17 protein-coding genes are annotated in these 23,004 nt (G+C 65.2%); 12 read left to right on the plus strand and 5 right to left on the minus strand.

Annotated features, from left to right (window positions below; translation table 11 throughout):
* The first annotated feature begins 17 nt into the window (after positions 1-17).
* The 6 genes from H8F01_RS11275 (at position 18) to chrA (ending at position 12,065) form a co-directional block, all read left to right on the plus strand.
* Positions 18-3,254, plus strand: coding sequence for an efflux RND transporter permease subunit (locus H8F01_RS11275; protein ID WP_187055225.1), 3,237 nt, complete (start codon positions 18-20; stop codon positions 3,252-3,254).
* Positions 3,255-3,396: 142 nt separating this feature from the next.
* Positions 3,397-3,909 carry an SLOG cluster 4 domain-containing protein gene (locus tag H8F01_RS11280; protein WP_187055226.1) on the plus strand — a complete coding sequence of 171 codons (513 nt, stop codon included), beginning with the start codon at positions 3,397-3,399 and terminating at the stop codon, positions 3,907-3,909.
* A gap of 335 nt (positions 3,910-4,244) precedes the next feature.
* Positions 4,245-7,373, plus strand: a complete 3,129-nt coding sequence (locus tag H8F01_RS11285) for an efflux RND transporter permease subunit (RefSeq protein WP_187055227.1) — start codon at positions 4,245-4,247, stop codon at positions 7,371-7,373.
* A gap of 303 nt (positions 7,374-7,676) precedes the next feature.
* On the plus strand, positions 7,677-9,905 hold the full coding sequence (locus H8F01_RS11290) for an NADP-dependent isocitrate dehydrogenase (protein ID WP_187055228.1): 2,229 nt from the start codon (positions 7,677-7,679) through the stop codon (positions 9,903-9,905).
* Positions 9,906-10,127: 222 nt separating this feature from the next.
* On the plus strand, positions 10,128-10,760 hold the full coding sequence (locus H8F01_RS11295) for a hypothetical protein (protein ID WP_187055229.1): 633 nt from the start codon (positions 10,128-10,130) through the stop codon (positions 10,758-10,760).
* Positions 10,761-10,844: 84 nt separating this feature from the next.
* Positions 10,845-12,065 (plus strand): chromate efflux transporter, encoded by a 1,221-nt coding sequence (gene chrA, locus H8F01_RS11300; RefSeq protein WP_222615656.1) that lies wholly within the window; start codon positions 10,845-10,847, stop codon positions 12,063-12,065.
* Positions 12,066-12,115: 50 nt separating this feature from the next.
* Here chrA and H8F01_RS11305 read toward each other — a convergent pair whose 3' ends face one another.
* Positions 12,116-13,096, minus strand: a complete 981-nt coding sequence (locus H8F01_RS11305) for a hypothetical protein (RefSeq protein ID WP_187055230.1) — start codon at positions 13,094-13,096, stop codon at positions 12,116-12,118.
* 222 nt (positions 13,097-13,318) lie between these two features.
* Here H8F01_RS11305 and H8F01_RS11310 point away from each other — a divergent pair, with 222 nt between their 5' ends.
* Positions 13,319-14,365: a TraB/GumN family protein gene (locus H8F01_RS11310; RefSeq protein ID WP_187055231.1), complete on the plus strand. Its 1,047-nt coding sequence runs from the start codon at positions 13,319-13,321 to the stop codon at positions 14,363-14,365.
* A gap of 46 nt (positions 14,366-14,411) precedes the next feature.
* Here H8F01_RS11310 and H8F01_RS11315 read toward each other — a convergent pair whose 3' ends face one another.
* Positions 14,412-14,654, minus strand: coding sequence for a hypothetical protein (locus tag H8F01_RS11315; protein WP_187055232.1), 243 nt, complete (start codon positions 14,652-14,654; stop codon positions 14,412-14,414).
* Positions 14,655-14,947: 293 nt separating this feature from the next.
* On the minus strand, positions 14,948-15,892 hold the full coding sequence (locus H8F01_RS11320) for an aldo/keto reductase (RefSeq protein ID WP_187055233.1): 945 nt from the start codon (positions 15,890-15,892) through the stop codon (positions 14,948-14,950).
* Positions 15,893-16,012: 120 nt separating this feature from the next.
* Here H8F01_RS11320 and H8F01_RS11325 point away from each other — a divergent pair, with 120 nt between their 5' ends.
* The gene (locus tag H8F01_RS11325; RefSeq protein ID WP_187055234.1) at positions 16,013-18,229 is read left to right on the plus strand and encodes a beta-glucosidase family protein; all 2,217 of its coding nucleotides are present in this window, start codon (positions 16,013-16,015) and stop codon (positions 18,227-18,229) included.
* Between the two features lie 36 nt (positions 18,230-18,265).
* Here the strand turns inward: H8F01_RS11325 and H8F01_RS11330 are convergent, their stop codons facing one another.
* Positions 18,266-18,457 carry a hypothetical protein gene (locus H8F01_RS11330; RefSeq protein WP_187055235.1) on the minus strand — a complete coding sequence of 64 codons (192 nt, stop codon included), beginning with the start codon at positions 18,455-18,457 and terminating at the stop codon, positions 18,266-18,268.
* 105 nt (positions 18,458-18,562) lie between these two features.
* Between H8F01_RS11330 and H8F01_RS11335 the strand changes: the two genes are divergently transcribed.
* From H8F01_RS11335 to H8F01_RS11350, 4 genes are all read left to right on the plus strand, one after another.
* Positions 18,563-19,480 (plus strand): LysR substrate-binding domain-containing protein, encoded by a 918-nt coding sequence (locus H8F01_RS11335; protein ID WP_187055236.1) that lies wholly within the window; start codon positions 18,563-18,565, stop codon positions 19,478-19,480.
* A gap of 203 nt (positions 19,481-19,683) precedes the next feature.
* On the plus strand, positions 19,684-20,577 hold the full coding sequence (locus H8F01_RS11340; protein ID WP_187055237.1) for a class I SAM-dependent methyltransferase: 894 nt from the start codon (positions 19,684-19,686) through the stop codon (positions 20,575-20,577).
* Between the two features lie 37 nt (positions 20,578-20,614).
* Positions 20,615-21,148 carry a pseudouridine synthase gene (locus H8F01_RS11345; protein ID WP_187055238.1) on the plus strand — a complete coding sequence of 178 codons (534 nt, stop codon included), beginning with the start codon at positions 20,615-20,617 and terminating at the stop codon, positions 21,146-21,148.
* A gap of 145 nt (positions 21,149-21,293) precedes the next feature.
* On the plus strand, positions 21,294-21,866 hold the full coding sequence (locus H8F01_RS11350) for an OmpA/MotB family protein (RefSeq protein WP_187055239.1): 573 nt from the start codon (positions 21,294-21,296) through the stop codon (positions 21,864-21,866).
* Positions 21,867-21,921: 55 nt separating this feature from the next.
* Here the strand turns inward: H8F01_RS11350 and H8F01_RS11355 are convergent, their stop codons facing one another.
* Complete coding sequence (locus H8F01_RS11355) at positions 21,922-22,716, minus strand: TatD family hydrolase (protein WP_187055240.1); 795 nt, start codon at positions 22,714-22,716, stop codon at positions 21,922-21,924.
* Positions 22,717-23,004 lie beyond the last annotated feature (288 nt).

Genomic DNA, 23,004 nt, shown 5'->3' on the forward strand with positions numbered 1-23,004 from the left:
CATTCGACGGCTAACCCATGGGCTTCTCCACACTCTTCATCCGCCGACCGATCGCCACCTCGCTGTTGATGGTGGCGGTGCTGCTGCTCGGCATCCTCGGCTACCGCCAGCTGCCGGTATCGGCGCTGCCCGAGATCGACGCGCCCAGCCTGGTCGTGACCACCCAGTACCCGGGTGCCAGCGCGTCGACCATGGCGTCGCTGGTCACCACGCCGCTGGAGCGCAACTTCGGCCAGATCTCCGGCCTGGCCATGATGACCTCCGACTCGTCGGCGGGCCTGTCCACCATCGTGCTGCAGTTCGCGATGGACCGTGACATCGACATCGCGGCGCAGGACGTGCAGGCGGCCATCAACCAGGCGCGCGGCACACTGCCCAGCACGCTGCCGTACCCGCCGGTGTACAACCGCGTGAACCCGGCCGACGCGCCGATCATGACGCTCAAGCTCACCTCCGACAGCCTGCCGCTGCGCGATGTGAACAACTACGCCGATTCGATCCTGGCGCAGAAGCTCTCGCAGGTGCAGGGCGTGGGCCTGGTGTCCATTGCCGGCAACGTGCGTCCGGCCGTGCGCGTGCAGGTGAACCCGTCGCAGCTGGCCAACCTCGGCCTCACCATGGAAGACGTGCGCAGCGCGCTCACCGAAGCCAACGTAAACGCGCCCAAGGGCACGCTCAACGGCGCCACGCAGTCCTACAGCATCGGCACCAACGACCAGCTGGCCGACGCGGCGGAATACAAGAGCACCATCATCGCGTACAAGAACAACGCGCCGGTGCGCCTGGCCGACGTGGCCAGCGTGGTCGACGGCGTGGAGAACGACCAGCTGGCCGCCTGGGCCAACGGCAAGCCCGCCGTGCTGCTCGACATCCGTCGCCAGCCGGGCGCCAACATCGTGCAGACGGTGGAGCAGATCCGCAACATCCTGCCGCAGCTGCAGGCCGTGCTGCCGGCGGACGTCCATCTGGATGTGTTCGCCGACCGCACCATCACCATTCGCGCCTCGGTGGAGGACGTGCAGTTCACCCTGATCCTCACCATCTGCCTGGTGGTGGCGGTGATCTTCGTGTTCCTGCGCCGCCTGTGGGCCACGATCATTCCGTCCGTGGCGGTGCCGCTGTCGCTGATGGGTACGTTCGGCGTGATGGCCTTCACCGGCATGTCGCTGGACAACCTCTCGCTGATGGCGCTGACCGTGGCCACCGGCTTCGTGGTGGACGATGCGATCGTGATGATCGAGAACATCGTGCGCTACATCGAGCAGGGCAAGGAGGGCAAGGAAGCGGCCGAGATCGGTGCGAAGGAAATCGGCTTCACCGTGCTGTCGCTGACCGTGTCGCTGATCGCGGTGTTCCTGCCGCTGCTGCTGATGCCTGGCGTCACCGGTCGCCTGTTCCACGAATTCGCCTGGGTGCTCACCATCGCGGTGGCCATCTCCATGCTGGTGTCGCTGACGCTGACGCCGATGATGTGCGCCTACCTGCTGCGCCCCGACGCGCTGCCGGAAGGTGACGACGCGCATGAGCGCCATGCGGCCGCGGGCAAGAAGACCTGGTGGTCGCGCCTGGTCAACGTGTACGAGGGTTCGCTCGACTGGGTGCTTGCGCACCAGCGCCTGACCATGATGATCGCGGGCGCCACGGTGGTGCTCACCGTGTTCCTCTACATCGTGATCCCCAAGGGCCTGCTGCCCGAGCAGGACACCGGCCTGATCACCGGTGTGGTGCAGGCGGACCAGAACGTTGCGTTCCCGCAGATGGAGCAGCGCACCAAGGCCGTGGCCGAAGCATTGCGCCGCGACAAGGCGGTGACCGGCGTGGCGGCGTTCATCGGCGCCGGCTCGATCAACCCCACGCTCAACCAGGGCCAGCTCAGCATCGTGCTGAAGGATCGCGGCGATCGCGAAAGCCTGGACGACGTGGTGGCCCGCCTGCAGAAGGAAGCCGCCGACATTCCGGGCGTGGCGCTGTACCTCAAGCCCGTGCAGGACGTGACGCTCGACAGCCGTGTCTCGGCCACCGAGTACCAGTACTCGATGTCCGACGTGAGCGCCACGGAGCTCTCCGGTTACGCCACCAAGATGACCCAGGCCCTGCGCGAGCGTAAGGAACTGGCCGACGTGGACAACAACCTCGCCGACCAGGGCACCTCGCTCAAGCTCACCATCGACCGTGAAAAGGCCAGTCGCCTCGGCGTGCCGGTGCAGACCATCGACGACACGCTGTACGACTCGTTCGGCCAGCGCCAGATCTCGACCATCTTCACCCAGCTCAACCAGTACCGCGTGGTGCTGGAAGTGGCGCCGCAGTTCCGCACCAGCACCGCGCTGCTCAACCAGCTCACGGTGAAGAGCAACGGCAGTGGCGCGTTGACCGGCAGCAATGCCACCAGCTTCGGCCAGGTGGCGTCGAGCAACTCGTCTACCAGCACGGGCCTGGGCGTGTCCAACACCGGTGTGATCATCGGTGCGGGCGGCACCATTCCGCTGGCGTCGCTGGCCACGGCGGAAGTCACCAGCGCGCCGCTGGTGGTCAGCCATCAGCAGCAGCTGCCGGCGGTGACCATCTCGTTCAACCTTGCGCCGGGCTACTCGCTGTCCGAAGCCGTGGACGCGATCCACCAGGTGGAGCAGCAGCTCAACTTCCCGCCGCAGGTGCGTGGCCAGTTCATCGGCAAGGCTGCGGAGTTCTCCACCTCGCTCACCAACGAAGTGCTGTTGCTGATCGCCTCCATCGTGGTGATCTACATCGTGCTGGGCGTGCTGTACGAGAGCTACATCCATCCGCTGACGATCATCTCCACCCTGCCGCCGGCCGGTGTCGGTGCGCTGCTGGCACTGCTCCTGTGCGGTATGAGCCTGTCGGTGGACGGCATCGTGGGCATCGTTCTGCTGATCGGTATCGTGAAGAAGAACGCGATCATGATGATCGACTTCGCGATCGAGGCGCAGCGCGATGGCATGAAACCGCACGAAGCCATCCGACGCGCATGTCTGCTGCGCTTCCGACCGATCATGATGACCACCGCAGCCGCCATGCTCGGTGCATTGCCGCTGGCGCTGGGCAACGGCATCGGCGCGGAGCTGCGCCGTCCGCTCGGCGTGTCCATCGTCGGCGGCCTGCTGCTCTCGCAGCTGGTCACGCTGTACACCACGCCGGTGATCTACCTGTACATGGAGCGTTTCTCCGACTGGCTGCAGGCGCGTCGTGAGCGCCGCGCGCTGGAACGCGCGCAGACGCGGGGCGCGATGTAACGGCAATGCGCCGGTTCGGCTTCGGCCGCACCGGTGGCAAACACAGGGAGGGGGCGCGGCCGGTTCGGCGCGCCCCCTTCGGCTTTGCCGGAGGGCCGTCATCGTCACCGTTGGCGAACTCCGTGGAACAAGGTGAGATGCAATGACGACGAGAAAACCCCAGGTGTGCGTGCTCGGCAGTGCCGAGCCGGGGTCGAAGGCCTTTGAACTGGCCGGGCAGGCCGGTGCGCTGCTCGCCCGTGCGGGTGTGACCCTGGTCAGCGGCTGCGGCAGCCCTGCCACGCGGCACGCCGCGCAAAGCGCCATCGATGCGGGCGGGCAGGTGCTCAGCATCATCCCCAGCGACACGATGCCCGACGCGGACTGGCCTGCCACCGTGGTGGTGCCTTGTGGCATGGGCGATGCGCGCAACCTGTTGATGGCGCTGGCGGGCGATGCCTGCCTGGTGATTGGCGGACGCGCCGGCACGATCTCCGAAGTGTGTCTGGCATGGCTGCATCACCGGCCCTTGCTGCCGCTGACCGGTTGCGGTGGCTGGTCCGACGGGCTGCTGCAGAACCCGCCGGATGAGCGCGGCAACTCGCCGATCCTGCCGTGGGATTCCGTCGAGACGTTGCAGGTGCAACTGAAATCGCTGGGGTTGATGGAAATTTAGACGTCTAATGTTTGGCGTCTAAGGGACATCTAAGGCCGCCCCGATAACGTGACTTTGCATACCCCTCATCGTCATTCCCGCGGAAGCGGGAATCCAGCGACTTTGCTCGGGCATTGACGGACGCGAAAGGCACTGGATTCCCGCTTCCGCGGGAATGACGGTGAGGTAGAGCCAAGGGCTGCGGTGACCCCGAACGCATCAACCAAATCCGCCGTCATGCGTTCTGCAGTCAATGTGCGGTATATACAGTTACTCGTGCGTGCGCGCTGACATGGTGTGTGCGGCTTCTCTGAACACCCTCGCGCCCCGCGCGTTGTTCCTGGTTTCCTGATGGCATGAACATTTCCGGCCCCTTCATCCGCCGCCCGATCGGCACCTCGCTGCTTGCCATGGGCGTCTTCGCGGTGGGGCTGATCTGCTACGTGCTGCTGGGCGTGGCCGCGCTGCCGAACATGCAGTTCCCGGTGATCTTCGTGCAGGCCCAGCAGGCGGGTGCCAGCGCGAGCACCATGGCCACCACGGTGGCCGCGCCGCTTGAGCGCCACCTGGGTCAGGTGCCGGGCATCGACACCATGCGCTCGTCCAGTTCGCTGGGCAGCACCCAGGTGTTCCTGATGTTCGAGGCGGGACGCAACCTGGATTCGGCCGCGCGCGATGTGCAGGCCGCCATCAATGCCGCGCAGTCGGATCTGCCCAGCGGCCTCAATGCGCCGCCGAGCTACCAGAAGGCCAACCCCAACGACGACCCGATCATTGCTTTCGCGCTGACGTCCGAAACGCAGTCCGCGCGCCAGCTCTACGACGCCGCCGATACCCTGCTTGCGCAGCACCTGCGCCAGCTCGAAGGCGTGTCGGAAGTGGATATCCTCGGCGCGGCTACGCCAGCCATCCGCGTGGATGTGAACCTGCGTCAGCTCAACGCACTGGGCCTGTCGCCCGATCAGCTGCGCAACGCGCTGACGGCCGCCAACGTCACCTCGCCACAGGGCTTCCTGTCCGATGGCAAGACCACCATGGCGGTGACCGCGAACGATTCGCTGCATTCGGCAGCCGACTTCGCCAGCCTGGTGATCGCCTCGAACAAGGGCGTGCCGGTGCGCCTGTCCGATGTGGCCAAGGTCTACGACGGCGTGCAGGATGCGTATCAGGTGGCCTGGTTCCAGGGCAAGCCGGCGATCCTGATGTACGTGTATCGCCAGTCCAACGCCAACATCATCGGCACGGTGGACCGCGTGAAGGCTGCCGTGCCCCTGCTGCGCAGCTACCTGCAGCCCGGTACCACGCTGACGCCGTACTTCGACGGCACGCCCACCATCCGCGCCTCGCTGCATGAAGTGCAGGCCACGCTGCTGATCAGCCTGGCGATGGTCATGCTGACCATGGCGGTGTTCCTGCGCCGCCTGGCGCCCACCCTCATTGCCACGGCCGCCGTGCCGTTGTCGCTGGCCGGCGCCGCCGTGGTGATGTACATCCTTGGCTTCACGCTCAACAACCTCACCCTGCTGGCGCTGGTCATCGCCATCGGCTTCGTGGTGGACGACGCCATCGTGGTGATCGAGAACGTCGTGCGCCATATCGACCAGGGCATGACGCGCATGGAAGCGGCGCTGGCCGGTGCGCGCGAGATCGGCTTCACCATCGTTTCGATCACCGCCTCGCTGGTGGCAGTGTTCATCCCGCTGTTGTTCATGAGTGGCATTACCGGCCTGTTCTTCAAGGAATTCACCATCACGCTGGTGGCGGCGATCATCGTGTCGGCGCTGGTGTCGCTTACGCTCACGACGTCGCTGTGCGGCCAGTTCCTGAGCAGCCACGAGCAGGACAAGCCGACCACGCGCCTCGGCAAGGCGCTGGAGAGCTTCCAGGCGGGCATGCTCGGCGTGTATTCGGCTTGCCTGAAGTTTTCCCTGAAGCACGCGCTGGCCTTTTCGCTGACGCCGCTGGTGCTGATCGGCGTCACCATCTTCCTGTTCGGCCAGGTGAAGACCGGCATGTTCCCGCCGCAGGACACCGGCCTGATCCGTGGTCGCGCCACCTCCGGCGCCACCGTGTCCTTCCAGGATTCGGTGGCACGCCAGCAGCGCCTGATCGACATGTTGCTGAAGGACCACGACGTGGCGCGCGTGGGTTCGCGCCTGGGTACCAGCCGCCAGGGTTCGTCGGGCACGTTCGACATCGAATTGAAGACGCACGCGCAGGGCCGCAAGGACGACACGTTCGCCGTGCTGGCGCGCCTGGCGGCCAAGGCGGCGCACTATCCCGACCTCAACGTGCGCCTGCGCCCCATCCAGGATCTGCCCAGCTTCGGCGGTGGCGGTGGTACCAGCCAGGGCGCGCAGTACCAGGTGTCGCTGCAGGGCGACAACCCGGACGAACTGACCGTGTGGCTGCCCAAGCTGGTGGCCGAACTGAAGAAGAACCCCAAGCTCAAGGACGTGGGCAGCGATGTCGACGACGCCGGCCTGCAGCAGAACATCGTGATCGACCGCGACAAGGCCGGGCGCCTGGGCGTGGGCATCGGCACCATCGATGGCGCGCTTTACAACGCCTTCGGCCAGCGCCAGATCAGCACCATTTATTCCGACCTCAACCAGTACAAGGTCGTGGTGAACGCGTTGCCGAACCAGACGGCCACGCCGGCGGCCATCGACTCGGTCTACGTGGCCAGCAGCAACGGCAAGATGGTGCCGCTCACCGCTTTCGCGCATCAGGAAGCCGGCCTGGCGCCCACGCAGATCTCGCACGAAAACCAGTACACCGTGATGAGCATGAGCTTCAACCTCGCGCCCGGCGTGAGCATGGGCGAGGCCTTGCAGATCATCCAGCAGACCGGCTCGCAGATGCGCCTGCCGGGCGACATCCGCATCAACATCGGCGGCGATTTCCGCCGCTTCCAGCAATCACAGAGCGGCATGCTGTGGCTGCTGCTGGGCGCGGTGGTGGTGGTCTACATCGTGCTGGGCATGTTGTACGAAAGCCTGATCCACCCCGTGACGATTCTCTCCACGCTGCCGGCGGCGGGCGTGGGCGCGTTGCTGGCGTTGTGGTTCACCAACACCGAGTTGTCCGTGATCGCGCAGATCGCGCTGGTGCTGCTCATCGGCATCGTGAAGAAGAACGCGATCATGATGATCGACTTCGCGCTGGTGGCACGTCGCGAGCGTGGGCTCAGTGCGATCGACGCAGCGTACGAAGCCTGCGTGGTGCGTTTCCGCCCGATCATGATGACGACCATGGTGGCGATCCTGGCCGCCGTGCCGATTGCCATCGGCCTGGGCGAGGGTTCGGACCTGCGCCGCCCGCTGGGTATCGCGCTGATCGGCGGCCTGTTGATCTCGCAGAGCCTGACCCTGCTCAGCACGCCGGCGCTGTACGTGATCTTCTCGTGCCTGGCCGACCGTTTCGCCGCCTGGCGTGGCCGGTTCCGCCAGCCGCGTCGCCTGCCGGCCAGCGAGAACGCCTGAGCAACCGTAACCCCTTGTAGGAGCGCACTTGTGCGCGACCGCGGCGCCTCATCGCCATCACGCCGCTGGGTTGTCGCGTACAAGCGCGCTCCTACAAAAAAAGCCCGCCAAACCATACCCTTGCGCATAGTCCGGCGCCGCGCTTTCCCGTCCCGCCCGAAATCGTGACAATGAGGGGCTTTCGTCCGCCCGTTTCGCCCCCACGTGGAATGGCTCAGGACGTTTGGTGCGTCCGCGCCGGGCCCTGCCTGCGCGTCGCGCCTTCCTTTTGGTAATGCGCAGCCAGCGAGGTCACAGCAGACAATGTCGAACACGCCCAAGATCATCTACACCCTCACGGACGAAGCGCCGTACCTCGCCACGCATTCGCTGCTGCCGATCATCAAAGCCTTCACCGGCACCGCCGGCATCACCGTGGAAACGCGCGACATTTCGCTGGCCGGCCGCATCATTGCCCAGTTCCCGGACATCCTCCCGGACAACCAGAAGATCGCGGACGACCTGACCGAACTCGGCCAGCTGGCGACCACGCCGGATGCCAACATCATCAAGCTTCCCAACATCAGCGCCTCGATGCCGCAGCTCAAGAGCGCGATCAAGGAACTGCAGTCGCAGGGTTACGCGCTGCCGGATTACCCGGAAGATCCCAAGGACGTCAGCGAGTGGAACGTCAAGGCGCGCTACGACAAGGTGAAGGGCAGTGCCGTGAACCCCGTGCTGCGCGAAGGCAATTCTGACCGCCGTGCGCCGCTCTCGGTGAAGAACTACGCGCGCAAGCATCCGCACAAGATGGGCGCGTGGTCGAAGGATTCGCAGACCCACGTGGCCCACATGGATGGCGGCGACTTCTACGGCAGCGAGAAGTCCACCGTGGTCGACAAGGCCACCAACGTGAAGATCGAGTGGTTCGGCAAGGACGGCACCAGCAAGGTGCTGAAGGAAAAGACCGCGCTGAAGGACGGCGAGATCATCGACGCCGCCGTGATGAGCAAGAAGGCACTGGCCGCTTTCATCGACGCGCAGATCGAAGACGCGAAGAAGCAGGGCGTGCTGTTCTCGCTGCACCTGAAGGCCACCATGATGAAGGTCTCCGACCCCATCATGTTCGGCTTCGTGGTCAACGAGTTCTACAAGGACGTGCTGGCCAAGCACGCCGACGCGCTGAAGGGCGTGGGCTTCGAGCCGAACAACGGCATCGGTGATCTCTACGCGCGCCTCGGCCAGCTGCCGCAGGCCACGCAGGACGCGATCCTTGCCGACATCACCGCCGAGTACGCCAAGCGCCCGGCGCTGGCCATGGTCAACTCCGACAAGGGCATCACCAACCTGCACGTGCCCAGCGACGTGATCATCGACGCGTCCATGCCGGCGATGATCCGCGACTCCGGCAAGATGTGGAACACCGAAGGCAAGCTGCAGGACACCAAGGCGGTGATCCCCGATCGCAGCTATGCCGGCGTGTACCAGGTGGTGATCGAGGACTGCAAGGCGAACGGTGCATTCGATCCGGCCACCATGGGCAGCGTGCCCAACGTGGGCCTGATGGCGCAGGCCGCCGAGGAATACGGCTCGCACGACAAGACCTTCCAGATCGCCACCGACGGCGTGGTCAAGGTCATCGACGAGGCCGGCAAGGTGCTGCTGGAACAGCCGGTGGAAGCCGGCGACATCTGGCGCATGTGCCAGACCAAGGACGCGCCGATCCAGGATTGGGTGAAGCTCGCCGTGACGCGTGCACGCCTCAGCAACACGCCGGCCGTGTTCTGGTTGGACAGCAAGCGCGGCCATGACGCGCAGGTGATCGCCAAGGTCGAGCGTTACCTCAAGGACCACGACCTGTCGGGCCTGGACATCCGCGTGCTGTCGCCGGAAGACGCGACCAAGTTCTCGCTGGAGCGCATCCGCAAGGGCCAGGACACCATCTCGGTGACTGGCAACGTGCTGCGCGACTACCTCACCGACCTGTTCCCGATCATGGAACTGGGCACCAGCGCCAAGATGCTTTCCATCGTGCCGCTGATGGCCGGTGGCGGCCTGTTCGAAACCGGTGCGGGCGGTTCCGCTCCCAAGCATGTGCAGCAGTTCCTGGAAGAGGACTACCTGCGCTGGGATTCGCTGGGCGAGTTCCTGGCCATCGCGGCCTCGCTGGAACACCTGGCCAACCGCTACGACAACGCCGACGCCCGCGTGCTGGCCAAGACGCTGGACGAGGCGAACGGCAAGATCCTCGACAACAACAAGTCGCCGGCCCGCAAGGTGGGTGAGCTCGACAACCGTGGCAGCCACTTCTACCTCGCCATGTACTGGGCGCAGGCGCTGGCCGCGCAGAACGACGACGCCAAGCTCAAGGCCAAGTTCGAGTCCATCGCCAAGGTGCTGACCGAGAACGAAGCCAAGATCGTCGGCGAGCTCAATGGCGCGCAGGGCAAGGCCGTGGACATCAAGGGTTACTTCCACGCCAACACGGACCTGATCACGCAGGCCATGCGCCCGAGCAAGACCTTCAACGACGCGCTGTCATCGCTGGGCTGATCGCACCCTGCAACAGCTGAAAGGAAGGGAGCGGCCGGCAAGGTCGCTCCCTTTTTGTTTGGACGGCCGGTAGGTGCGGGCCGTGCGCCTTGCTGTTTCGACCTGTGCTTTCGTGCTTGTTTCGGATCCTTCCGCTGCGCATGCATCGCGCCCGCGCGTATGCTTTGATCGTCCACGAAGCAGCGCGCATCGGCGCAACGCCACATTCCCGAGAGGCCTCGCATGAAGCGCAACCCGGCATATCCGCGTTCACGTCGATGGTCACGGCTGACTACGCTGCTGGCTGCGCCCGCATGCTGCGTTCTAGCGTTTGCCCATGCGCAGAGCGCGATTCCCGAGGGCAAGTACAACCTGTGGCTGGCCGAGCAAGCCGCGCCACAAGCGCCGTTCTATCTGGCGCGCATGGCTGGCGTGGCCAGCTACAAGTCGTTCAGGGCGAATGCGACGCTGGCTTTCGGCTGTCGAACCGATGGTGGTGAAGTCTCGGCGGAGCTGGTGGTCGATCCACAGGCACTGGGCTTTGACGCCGATCCTTACGAGGGCCCGGGCGCCCCGGCCAGCGGACCCATTGCCCTCACCAGCGGCGACGATCGCGCGGTTCGCATCAAGGTCAGCGGATCGTATGGCGACGGCGGTCCCTTCAATACCGGCACGCCTTTCCGTTTCAACTTCATGCCGGGCAAGGCTGCGCTGGCACGATGGACACAGGGCGCTACGCGCGGGAAGAACCTGCGCATTGTCGTGCCGGCATCGTCGGGCGCCGAGGCCATGACGGTGATGTTCCGCTGGCCCGACGATGACGCCGTGTTCCGTCGCGTGGTGACGCCTTGCCTGGGTGGCATGCCGCAACATTGAACCGGTCACCGTCCTGGTGCGGCGGCGCTCCATTCGCGCGTCGCCGCCATGCTTCGGCAAGGTGGAGGCGATACGCTGCGCCCCATGGACCCGGTACCCGATCCCGCACGCGAATCGACCACCGCCACAACGATGGAGGTGTTCTGCGCCTTTCTGTCGCTGGGTCTGCGGTCGTTCGGCGGGCCGATCGCCCACCTGGGCTATTTCCGCCGCGCCTTCGTGCAGCAGCGCCGGTGGCTGGACGACGCACAGTTCAGTCAGCTGCTGGCGCTGTGCCAGTTCCTGCCTGGTCCAGCGAGCAGCCAGCTCGGGTTCGCCATCGGCTTGCATCGTGGCGGCTGGCGTGGGGCGCTGGTGGCCTTCATCGGTTTCACCCTGCCGTCGGCACTGCTGATGCTCGGCTTTGCGTGGTGGGCCCCGTACCTGCACGGCGTCTGGGGCCAGGCCATGTTGCACGGCCTGAAGCTGGTGGCCGTCGTGGTGGTGGCGCAGGGTGTGTTCGGCATGTGGCGGTCACTGACGCCCGATTGGCCGCGGCGTGCGCTCGCCATCGCCGCCTGCGCGGTGCTGCTCTGGCGGGCCGACACGGGGATGCAATTACTGGTCATTGCCTTGGCGGCCGTGCTCGGGCCACTGGTCTGTGCCCATGTCGAGGCGCATCGCGGTGCCGCTTTCACCCTGGGTTATGGGCGACGCACCGGCGTCGTGTGGCTGTCGATCTATGCGGTGCTGTTGTTGCTGGTGCTGGGCATGGGCACTCGCGGCAACCTGTGGGTGCAGACGGCGGGCGCCTTCTACCGCGCTGGCGCACTGGTGTTTGGCGGTGGCCATGTCGTGTTGCCGTGGCTACGACAGGCGCTGGTGGAGCCGGGCTGGATCGACGAAGGCAGTTTCCTCGCCGGTTACGGCGCCGCCCAGGCCATGCCGGGGCCGATGTTCTCCCTTGCCGCCTACCTGGGCAGCCGCATGGCGGGCGGGCAGGATGGCGTCGTCGGCTCGCTGGTAGCCCTGCTGTCCATCTTCCTGCCCGGCTTTCTCTTGCTGAGCGGCGTGTTGCCGTTCTGGCAGCGGCTGTCCGGTCGCGCAGGGGCCGTGCGGATCATGGCGGCGATCAATGCGGCCGTGGTCGGCGTGCTGGCGGCGGCGTTCTACAACCCGGTGTGGACCGGCACCGTGCACGGCGCGTCCGATGTCCTGATCGCTGCCTGTGGTTTCGTCATGCTGACCGTGGCCCGACAGCCGGCGTGGGTGGCTGTGCTGTGGTGCGTGGCAGCCAGTTGCGCGGGCGGGTGGATTGGTTTCTGAAGCAGGCATTGCCGCCTGCCGAAAGGCAGGCAGCATCCACCGACCGTCGTTTACTTCTGGTGGCAGGCCATGCAGGCATGGCTGCTGGACAGCATCATGGGCGTGGCCGGCTTCTGGCCCGGTGACGTTGCCGCGTTCAGTGCGGTGACGTTGGCTTGTGCATCGCGCATGCGCTGTTCCAGCACATCGCGATACGGCCAGTTCGTGAAGTCCGGCGAACGCGTGGCCAATGCGTACACCTTCTGCGCGGTCCGCCAGTCGCCGGACTTGGTGAGCATGTCACCCATGTTGAGCAGGAAGCCTTCTTCGTTGTGCGGAGCGCTGGGCGAATTGAGGCAGGCGCGTGCATCGCGCGAGCCGGCGCTCGCCTTGAACATCAGGCCGGCAAGCCGGTCCAGGTCGGCACCGCGACGATCGAGCGTGGTGTGCGCACACACCTCCAGGTTCTGCCACTGCTGCTCCAGCGCGTGCCTGAAACCGTCGCTGTCGGCCGGCTGGTTGCTTGCCACGTAGCCAGCGGTGAAGAGGTTGAACGCCGGCCAGTCCTTGACCGCCTGCTGCATCACCGCGGCGCCCTGATCGCGCAGTGCGGCATCACGGTCGATCTGTGCTTCGGCCAGCATCGCACTGGCAAGAAAGCCGCGGTAGCGTGCGTCGTCCGGTGCCAGGTCCACTGCTTTCTGGAAGTACTTGCGCGCGAGCACGGCGTCGTCGGTGATGGTGGCAGGAGCCTGCTCGAGGCGGCGGCGCTCAGACAGGCGCCACATGTGCAGCCAGCCCACGTGCGCGGCGGTGACCGGGTCGGTGGGGTTGCGCAGGTAGGCCGCCGTGCTGGCATCGAGGCTGGCCTGGATCTTCGCGTAGTCGCCGCTGCGAAAGGTTTCCCAGAACAGCTCGTCGGCCTGCGTGGTGGCAGGCTGGCGTGTCGCGGCCGGGGTTTCAGCCTGCGCGCGGCTGCCAGGCAGGCCACCGGCCACGGTGCCGGCAAACAGCGTGGCAGCGATCAAGGTGTGGCCCAGGGCGTGTTTCATGGTCGTCATCCGTGGCGGGTCAGTGGGCCTCAGCTTGGCGATGCCCGGACCTGGACTGCAGGGTGGGTTATCAACTTTTGGCGCTGACAGCTGTCACTTCTGAAGGCACGGGACGGCCGGGCAGCTTAAGGCGCGCATGAATGCGTGCCGGGGCTTCACGAGAACGCACCCCGGCCCTGTCGGATAATTTGCCCTCAACGGTCCCCGCTACTGGAGCCACGCATGCGTTCACCGCTGTTCGCCGCCCTGTTCGTGCTCGCGGCAAGCTCACCCGCCTTCGGGCAGACGGCCAGTCCCGCTGCGCCATCGACCTCGGCCGCCATCAACCTCGATGCCGTGTCGGTCAGCGGCGTGCAGCCGGGGCCTGGGCTGTGGAGGGTAAGCAAGGGCGATCACGTGATGTGGGTGCTCGGCACGTTGTCGCCGCTGCCCGATCGCATCCAGTGGAAGACCGACGAAGTGGAGCAGACCATTGCCGACTCGCAGGAAGTGCTGGGGCCGCCGTCGATCGCGCTCAAGCCCAAGACCAACTTCTTCGGCAAGCTGTTCCTGCTGCCGTCACTGGTGGGTGCCCGCAAAAACCCGGATGGACAGACCCTGCAGCAGATGGTGCCCGCTCCGGACTACGCGCGCTGGCAGGTGCTCAAGCAGCAATACATCGGCAATGACCGTGGCATCGAAAGCTGGCGTCCGATCTTCGCCGCGGTGGAGCTGTACGACAAGGCCATCAAGCGCTATGGCCTGACTTCGTCGGGTGGTGTGAAGGACACGGTGCGCGACCTCGCCAAGAAGCACAACGTGAAGTTCACCACGGTGCGCTACACCATGGAGGTCGAAGAGCCACGCTCCGCGGTGAAGACCTTCAAGTCATCGCCCATGGATGATCGCGAATGCTTCGGACGCACGCTGGATACGGTCGAGCGCGACATGGGACGCATCACCGAGCGCGCCAATGCATGGGCCACGGGTGACATCGACATGCTGCGCCACCTGCCGATGAACGACCAGCGCGAGTCGTGCATCTCTGCCGTGACCGAGGCGGGTTTCGCCAAGCAGCTGGGCTTCAACGACGTGAAGCAGAAAGCGGAGTCGATGTGGCTGAGCGCTGCTCAGCAGGCGCTCAATACCAATACGCAGACCTTTGCCATGTTGCCGATGGAGCAGGTGTTGTCGCCCAAGGGATTGATCGCGCGCCTGAAGGCGCAGGGCTATCAGGTTGAAGCGCCCGATGGCAGCGATGCCGAGGGGCAGCCGGCGACATCACCCTGACTCCCGCGTTGCATGAAAAAGAAAGGCCCCTTGCGGGGCCTTTGCTTCAACGGTGATTGCACTTGCCGCACTGCACGTGGCTCGGGCCGCAGAGCTTCAGCGTGCCGACGCACATGTACCAGGGAAGCGGAGCGTGGGTTTGTCGGTCAGCGGAGGATGGAGCGGTGGCGGCTGCGCTGGCAGGGTCGTCCATGTTGTAAGGCGCGGTGACCGCCCGGGCGGATGGTGATGCCGTGGCGCAGGCGAACGAAACGGCAGCAAACGCAATCGATAGCAGGATCTTCTGCATGACGTGTCCCTCTGCAAGGAAAAGGAAGTTGCACGCCGCCCTTTGGCTGGCGTGCAACCTCAGCTTGCGCTGGTGATCACGTGGATGCTGTAGGTCGGCATCCGGTGCGTGTGTAGCGCTCCGCGGCGGCAACGCACCCAACGTAGCCCGGATGAAGCGCAGCGAGAATCCGGGTTGGCCTTGCGGAAGCCATATGAGCTTGCCAAGTCCGTGCTTGCCTTGGTTCCATCCGCTCCTGCGGCCAGCTATGGGGTCCGCGCTCCTGCGCTTCATCCGGGCTACGTGTGTACGTGTTATGCGCTTGCCTTGTCCAGCGCTGCAATCTCGTCCTTGTCCAGCTTCAGGCTCACGCCATCCAGCAATTCCTTCAGCTGCGGCACGCTGGTAGCGCTGGCGATCGGTGCGGTGACGCTGGGACGGGCAATCAGCCACGCCAGGGCCACCTGCGCCGGCGTCGCGCCATGCGCCGCGGCGACCTTGTCCAGCGCGGCCAGCACGGCGAGCCCCTTTGCGTTGAGGTACTTCTGCACCGAGCCACCGCGCGCGGCGCTCTTGGCAAAGTCGGCCTCGGTGCGGTACTTGCCGCTCAGAAACCCGCTGGCGAGCGCGTAGTAGTTGATGACGCCCACGCTCTCGGCGATCACTAGCGGTTCGAGGTCCTTCTCGTAACCTGTGCGGTTCACCAGGTTGTACTCCGGCTGCAGCGTCTCGTAGCGGGGCAGGTGATATTCGGCCGAGATCTTCAGCGCTTCGTCGAAGCGGTCGGCGCCGTAGTTGGAGGCGCCGATCACGCGCACCTTGCCCTGTTCGATCAGCTTGCCGAAGGCGCCCAGCGTTTCGTGCAGCGGCACGGTGGCGTCGTCTTCGTGCGACTGGTAGAGATCGATGTAGTCGGTCTGCAGGCGCTTGAGCGAACCCTCGATGGCCTGGTTGATGTTCATCGGCGACAGGCCGGGGTGCTCGGCCCATTTGGCGACCTTGGTGGCGATGACCACCTTGTCGCGCTTGCCGCTGCGCTTGAGCCACTTGCCGATGATGGTTTCCGATTCGCCGCCGCGGTTGCCGGGCACCCATGCGGAATAGACGTCAGCCGTATCGATCAGGTTGAAGCCGGCGTCGACGAACGCGTCGAGCAGGTCGAACGAGCGCTGCTCGTCCACGCTCCAGCCGAAGACGTTGCCGCCGAAGGCGAGGGGTGCGACGGAAAGGGACGATCGACCCAGGGGACGCAGTTGCATGGGTGTGCTCCGTGTTCGATGTGGCGGGAAGAGTGTTGGTGCATACTCGGGGACCCGAGCGAGTATACGCGCCACCCGTGTGAGGTCGGCGCGTAGCCGTTCCGACACCGGAGGCAAGTGATGAAGAGCAAGGCAGCGGCAGTGCGACGCGCGGTTCTGGCGGGCGCGATTGTGATGGGTTTGTGCATGGGCGCAGGCACGGCGACCGCGCAGACGCTGACCCGTCCATGGAACGACACCACGCTTTCGCCGGATGCACGGGCGAAGCTGTTGCTTGCGCAACTCACGCAGGACGAAAAATTCCACCTGTTGCACAGCTATTACGCAGGCCCGGATCGTTCGCCCAATACGCCGTTCCCGAAGGGCGCGATTTCATCGGCCGGTTACGTTGCACCGATCGATCGCCTCGGCATTCCCGCACTGGAAGAAAGCGATGCGGGCCTGGGCGTGGCCAGCTCCGATCGCATGCGTCCGGGCGATCATGCCACCCCGTTGCCGGCCGGCCCGGTCACTGCAGCCACCTGGGATCCGCACGTCGCCTATCGCGGTGGCGCCATGATTGGCAGCGAAGCGCACAGCAAGGGCTTCAACGTCTTGCTTGCCGGTGGCGTCAACCTGACGCGCGAGCCGCGCAATGGCCGCAACTTTGAATACGCCGGTGAAGATCCGCTGCTGGCGGGCACCATCGTGGGCGAAGCCATCAAGGGCATCCAGGACCAGCACGTCATCTCCACCATCAAGCACTTCGCGCTGAATGACCAGGAGACGGCACGCACCACCATCGACGTGAAAATCGGCGAGCAGGCCGCGCGCGAATCGGATCTGCTGGCGTTCGAGCTGGCTATCGAGCACGGCAAGCCGGGATCGGTGATGTGCTCGTACAACAAGGTCAATGGCGATTGGGCGTGCGAGAACGACTACCTGATGAACCAGGTGCTGAAGCGCGACTGGAAGTACGACGGCTTCGTGATGTCCGACTGGGGCGGCGTGCACAGCTCGGCCAAGGCCGCCAATGCCGGGCTTGACCAGGAGTCGGCGGGCGAGGTGTTCGACAAGGAGGTCTACTTCGATGCCCCGCTGCGCACGGCGCTGGCCAAGGGTGAAGTGAAGCAGTCGCGCATCGACGACATGGTGGAACGCATCCTGCGCAGCATGTTCGCGGTGGGCGTGTTCCAGTATCCGGCGGGCAAGGCGCCCATCGATGCGCAGGCCAACCTGAAGGTGGCGCGCGAGACGCTGGAATCCGGTGCGGTGCTGTTGCGCAACGAGCATGATCTGCTGCCGCTGGACCTGGGCAAGACGCAGTCCATCGCGGTCATCGGTGCGCATGCCGACAAGGGCGTGCTGGCCGGTGGTGGCTCATCGCTGGTCACCGCCATGGGCGGCAACGCCGTGCCAGGTATCGCGCCCACCACCTGGCCGGGCCCGGTGATGTATCACCCGTACGCTCCGTTGAAGGCGCTGCGCGACGCGGCGCCCAAGGCCAGCGTGCAGTTCGCCGAAGGCAACGACGTGGCCGCTGCCGCTGCGCTGGCTGCGAAGTCGCAGGTGGCCGTGGTGTTCGTGCAGAAGTGGCAGGCCGAGTCGGTGGACGCGGCGGACCTGTCGCTGCCCGACAACCAGGATGCGCTCGTCGCGGCCGTGGCCAAGGCCAATCCGCGGACCATCGTGGTGCTGGAAAACAGCGGCCCGGTGGCGATGCCGTGGCTTGATCAGGTGGGTGCCGTGCTGGAGACGTGGTACCCGGGAGGCGACGGCGGCAAGGCCATCGCAAACCTGCTGTCGGGCAAGGTCAATCCCTCCGGTCGCCTGCCGGTGAGCTGGCCCACGGATCTCTCGCAGCTGCCGCGCAAGGATCTTCCGGGCGCCACCGGTGGCACGCCTCCCGAAAGCGTCGACTACGCCATCGAAGGCGCCAACGTGGGCTATCGCTGGTACCAGTCCAAGGGCATCAAGCCGCTGTTCCCGTTCGGCTTTGGTCTTTCGTACACGCAGTTCCAGCACGGCGCGCTCAAGGTGGATGCCAGCGGCAACCAGCTGAAGGCGACGGTGGAAGTCACCAACGCCGGCTCGCGCGCCGGTGCCGACGTGGCCCAAGTCTACGTGCGAGTGCCCGGGGCGAAGTCCAACCGCCTGGCGGGTTACGCCAAGGTGTTCCTCAAGCCGGGTGAACACCGCACGCTCAGCATTCCCCTCGAACCGCGCCTGCTCGCCGACTTCGACGTCAGCAAGCACGGCTGGGTGATCAAGGGCGGCCAGTACACCGTCACCGAAGGTCGTTCCTCGGAAGACCTTGGCACGCCGGTCGACGTGCAGCTTTCTGCAGCGAAGCTTTGAAGCACGGGGCGCCGGCCTTCAGTCGGCGCCCTCGTTTCAGCCGCAGCCGCTGTGGGCAAGCTTGGCCGGAGCCAGCTTCCCTGCCACCTTCGCCGACAGGGCCGGCGTACGTTCCCTCTTTCCCTTGGGGCGCGGATTCGGGGCAGCGGTATCGGCCAGCCGACGGGCCAGTGCCGGGTCCGAGATATGGCCGTGCAGGAACAACAGGTTCGTGAACAACGAGCTCATGACGTCCTCCCTTCGTGCCTTCGTTTAAGCAGGTGCTCAAGATAGAGCCCGCCCGGGTCGCGAAAAAGCGATATATTCGCAAGCCAGACTTGAAGGATTTTCAAGATGGCACGCATCTCGCTGGATCTCCTCCAACAGTTCGTGCAGGTGGCCCGTCTGGGTAACCTGTCGCGCGCGGCCGAGCAGGCCAACCTCACCGTGAGCGCGCTCAGCCATCAGGTGCGGCAGCTGGAGCAACGCATGGAGCGCAAGCTGTTCGAGCGCGGCCCGCGCGGCGTGCAGCTCACCCATGAAGGTCGACGCCTGATGGAGGCGGTGGGGCATCACTTCGAGGGTATCGACCGCGCCATGGCCGGGTTTCGTTGTCGTCGCGATGACGTACTCACGCTCAGTGCCATTCCGGGCGTGATGTCGAGCTGGCTGGTGCCGCGGCTGGCGCGGTTGGTGGCGGCGCATCCGGAACTGCAGCTCAACCTGCAGTCCAGCGTGGAGCTGGTCAACTTCGAGCGTGATCCGGTGGATGCGGCCGTGCGTTATGGGCGGGGCCCGTGGCCAGGCTTGATCACCGAACGGCTGTTCGGCGAATGGATTGCGCCCGTCGCCTCGCCGGCGCTGCTGGAACGCGTGGGCGACGTGGACCCCAACGATCTGGGCCAGTGGCCCTTGCTGGGTGACCCCGGTGATCGCTGGCGCGACTGGTTCGCGCAAACGCAGGGTGAACCGCCTTCGCGCTACGTCGCCCACTTCGACAACACCGACGCTTTGCAGCGTGGCGCGCTGGAAGGCATGGGCGTGGCTCTTGCACGCATGGTGATGGCGCGTCCGCTGATCGAGGCGGGTCTGCTGAAGGTGCTTGGCAATCGCTACCAGCAGATTCCCGAGGCGTACTTCCTGGTGTATCCCGAGCACGCGCGGGATCACGTCGGCCTGCGCACGTTCCGGGAGTGGCTGCTGGGCGAAGCGGGCAAATATGCCGAGGCGATGTCTTACGCCACCGGCAACAACGGCCACACGGCATCGTAGGAACGTGGGTTCTTTCCGCCGGGCTACCGTCGAGAGGGGCGATTCGTGCCGGGCCACCAAAGACCGCCTCAAGCCTGACGTACTCCACCAGGTCATTCAGCGAGTAACATTCGCGTCCATCCACCATTTGTATACATGGTGGCAGGCAAGGTGGGTTGGCTAAGCTACGCCTGTCTTTCCATTGGTTTTCTAGGGGTTTTTCGATGAACAGCCGTGTGTTCCTGGGACTGGCAGTGGCCCTGCTGGCGGCCTGCAGCAGCAACTCCGCGCCCGCCGCCGCGCAACCGCAGGACCAGCCGTCCGCGCTGGTGCCGCCGACCAGCGCCAGCGACTTCACCGCGTCACAGCTCGACCAGGACATTGCCGGTGACTGGCGTTCGCCGGAACACAGGGCGCGCGACGTGTATCGCCACCCCAAGGCGACGTTGCAGTTTTTCGGCATCCGCCCCGACCTTACCGTGGTCGAGATCACCCCTGGTGGCGGCTGGTACACGGAGATCCTCGCGCCGCTGTTGCGCGACAACGGCCACTACATCGCTGCCACGGCCAAGCCCGCTGCCGATGGCGAGGCCAGTCGCGATCTCACCGGGCTCAAGGCCAAGTTCAGTGCCGACCCTGCCCATTACGGCAAGGCGCAGATGGTGGAGTTCGATCCCAAGGCCCCGTCATTCGGCGCGCCCAATTCGGCCGACATGGTGCTGACCTTCCGCAACGTGCATAACTGGGTGGAAGCCGATACTGCGCCGGCCATGTTCAAGGCGTTCTACTCCGTGCTGCGACCCGGTGGCGTGCTGGGTGTGGAAGACCACCGCGCGGCCGACACCGCCAGCCTGGATGCCGTGAAGGAAAGCGGCTACCTGCCGACCAACGTGGTGATCAAGCTCGCCACCGATGCGGGATTCCAGTTGCAGGAGTCCAGCGAGATCAACGCCAATCCCAAGGACACCAAGGATTACCCCAAGGGCGTGTGGACCTTGCCGCCCACCTTGACCCTCGGTGACCAGGATCGCGCCAAGTACCTTGCCATCGGCGAATCCGATCGCATGACGCTGCGCTTCGTGAAGCCGGCCACGTCGGCCACGCCGTCGCATCATTGAACGAAGGCGATGGTTCGCCCGGACCATCGCGCGCTGCATGCTTATCGCCCTCAACAAACCCTATGGCGTGCTCTGCCAGTTCAGCGATGCGGATGGCCGCCCCACGCTGGCGGCCTACGTCCGGCAAAAGGACGTCTATCCCGCAGGCCGCCTGGACCATGACAGCGAAGGCCTGTTGCTGCTCACTGACGACGGCCGCCTTGCGCACAAGCTCACCGATCCCCGTCACAAGGAATCAAAAACGTATCTTGTGCAGGTCGACGGGCAGGTCAGCGACGAGGCGATCGAGGCACTGCGTCGCGGCGTCACGCTCAACGACGGCCCGACCTTGCCCGCGCACGCCGAGCACGCCGCGGAGCCCGACTGGTTGTGGCCGCGCGACCCGCCAGTGCGGTTCCGCAAGCTTATCCCTACCAGCTGGTTGCGGCTGACCATCCGCGAAGGCCGCAACCGCCAGGTGCGCCGCATGACGGCATCCGTGGGCTTTCCGACGCTGCGACTCATTCGCGAACGCATCGGCCCCTATGCCCTGGACGGACTCGCGCCAGGACAAACGCGCGCCATTGGTTGATGCGAACGGTCTGAAGACTGCAATTCCAGTGGATTCTGGTGTGGCTGGGTAAGCGCTACTCGCTAACGTGAGCAGGCACATGAAACACGAGGCGCCATCGCCTCGATGCCTGTGTCAGTCCGTTCTCACGTTGAAGGAGCAAGACATGAAAGTCATACGGATGGCCATGCTGGCCTGCGCTGTCGCCGCTGCGGTCGGCTGTGTTTCCGAGAGCAAGTACAAGAAGGAAGTGGCACAGGCCAACCAGTACCAGGCCGAAGACGCGCAGCTGACGGCGATCAACCAGCAGCTTTCCGCGAAGCTCGGCAAGGACGATGCCACCATCAAGCAGTTGAAGGGCGAGCTCCGCGTCACGGTGGTCAACGACGTCCTGTTCGCCGAAGGTGGTGTCGCGCTGGACGCGCGGGGCCAGGAAGCACTGGACAAGATGGCGCCCACGCTGTCCACCTTGAGCAAACAGCGCGTGGCGGTGGAAGCCTTTACCGACAACGTGCCGATCGGACCTGCCCTGAAAGCACGCTTCCCTTCCAATGTCGAACTGTCGTCGGCCCGCGCAGACGAGGTTGTTCGCTATCTGGCGAGGAAGGGCGTCCCCGATCGCCTGATGTCCGCCCAGGGCTTCGGTGAGCGCCACCCGATAGCCAGCAACGACACGCCTGACGGGCGTGCGCAGAATCGCCGCGTGGAAATCGTCATTACCAACGCGCCGCTTCAGTAATAACGGTTCCCCTGCACGAAACGCAAAGGCCCCGCCATGGCGGGGCCTTTGTTGTTCAGAGAGCCGGAAGCCCGAAGAACGCCCGGGCTGTCGCCGTGGTGTGTTCGGCCGTCTCCTCCCAGGTCTCGCCACGGTCCCGCGCGATCTCCTCGCAGATATGCCGCAGAAACATGGGCTCGTTGCGTCGATGCGACGGCTGCGGCCTTACCGTGCGAGGCAGCAGATAGGGTGCGTCGGTCTCGATCATAAGGCGGTTGACCGGGATGTCCTTCACCAGCTCGCGCAGATGTGTGCCCCGGCGCTCATCGCAGATCCAGCCGGTGATGCCGATATGGCAGTCAAGATCCAGGTAGTCGCGCAGCGCCTCGCCCGTATCGGTAAAGCAATGCACCACCGCGCCGGGGATCTTGTCCCGATAGCGGCGCAGCAGCGCGACAAAGTCGTGGTGTGCATCGCGCTGGTGCAGGAACAAGGGCTTCTGCGCATCCACGGCAGTCTGCAGCTGCTTCTCGAATACTGCCAGCTGCACGTCACGCGGCGAGTAATTGCGGTTGTAGTCGAGCCCCGTTTCACCCACGGCGCGTACTTCGGGATGCGTGGCAAGCTCACGCAGCAATGCATCCGTGGCGTCGTCGTACTCGACGGCGTGGTGCGGATGCACGCCGGCGGTGGCGTAGAGCAGGCCGGGATGCGCCTGTGCCAGTGCCAGTGCATGCGTGCTTCCATCCTTCGACGCACCCGTCACCATCAGTTGGGCAACGCCATGGTCCTGCGCACGCTGCAGCACGGCATCAAAGTCGTGCCGGAACGATTCGTGGGTAAGGTTGGCGCCGATGTCGACGAGTGCCATGTCATTTTGTGTAGTTGGGGATGGCGCCCATTTTTCCAGAGTTTGACGCTTAAGCAAGCGCCATTTTCACGTCGGTGATCTTCACACGGCGTGTTTGCACGCGTTTGTCGAAGCGCGTCGCTGCATCGCAACCATGCGTGGAAGTATCGGCGGAAGTCTACTTCGGCGTTGGACATTCGATGCATTTTGCAGTCGCCGTAATCCCATTGTTGGGCTCACCGGAACACGCGGATAGTCAGGTTGCTTCCGCAAGCGGAGCCGCGAAACGCCACCAGCAGTGGCGAACCG

Source organism: Dyella telluris, assembly GCF_014297575.1.
In the GTDB taxonomy this organism is placed as follows: Bacteria; Pseudomonadota; Gammaproteobacteria; order Xanthomonadales; family Rhodanobacteraceae; genus Dyella; species Dyella telluris.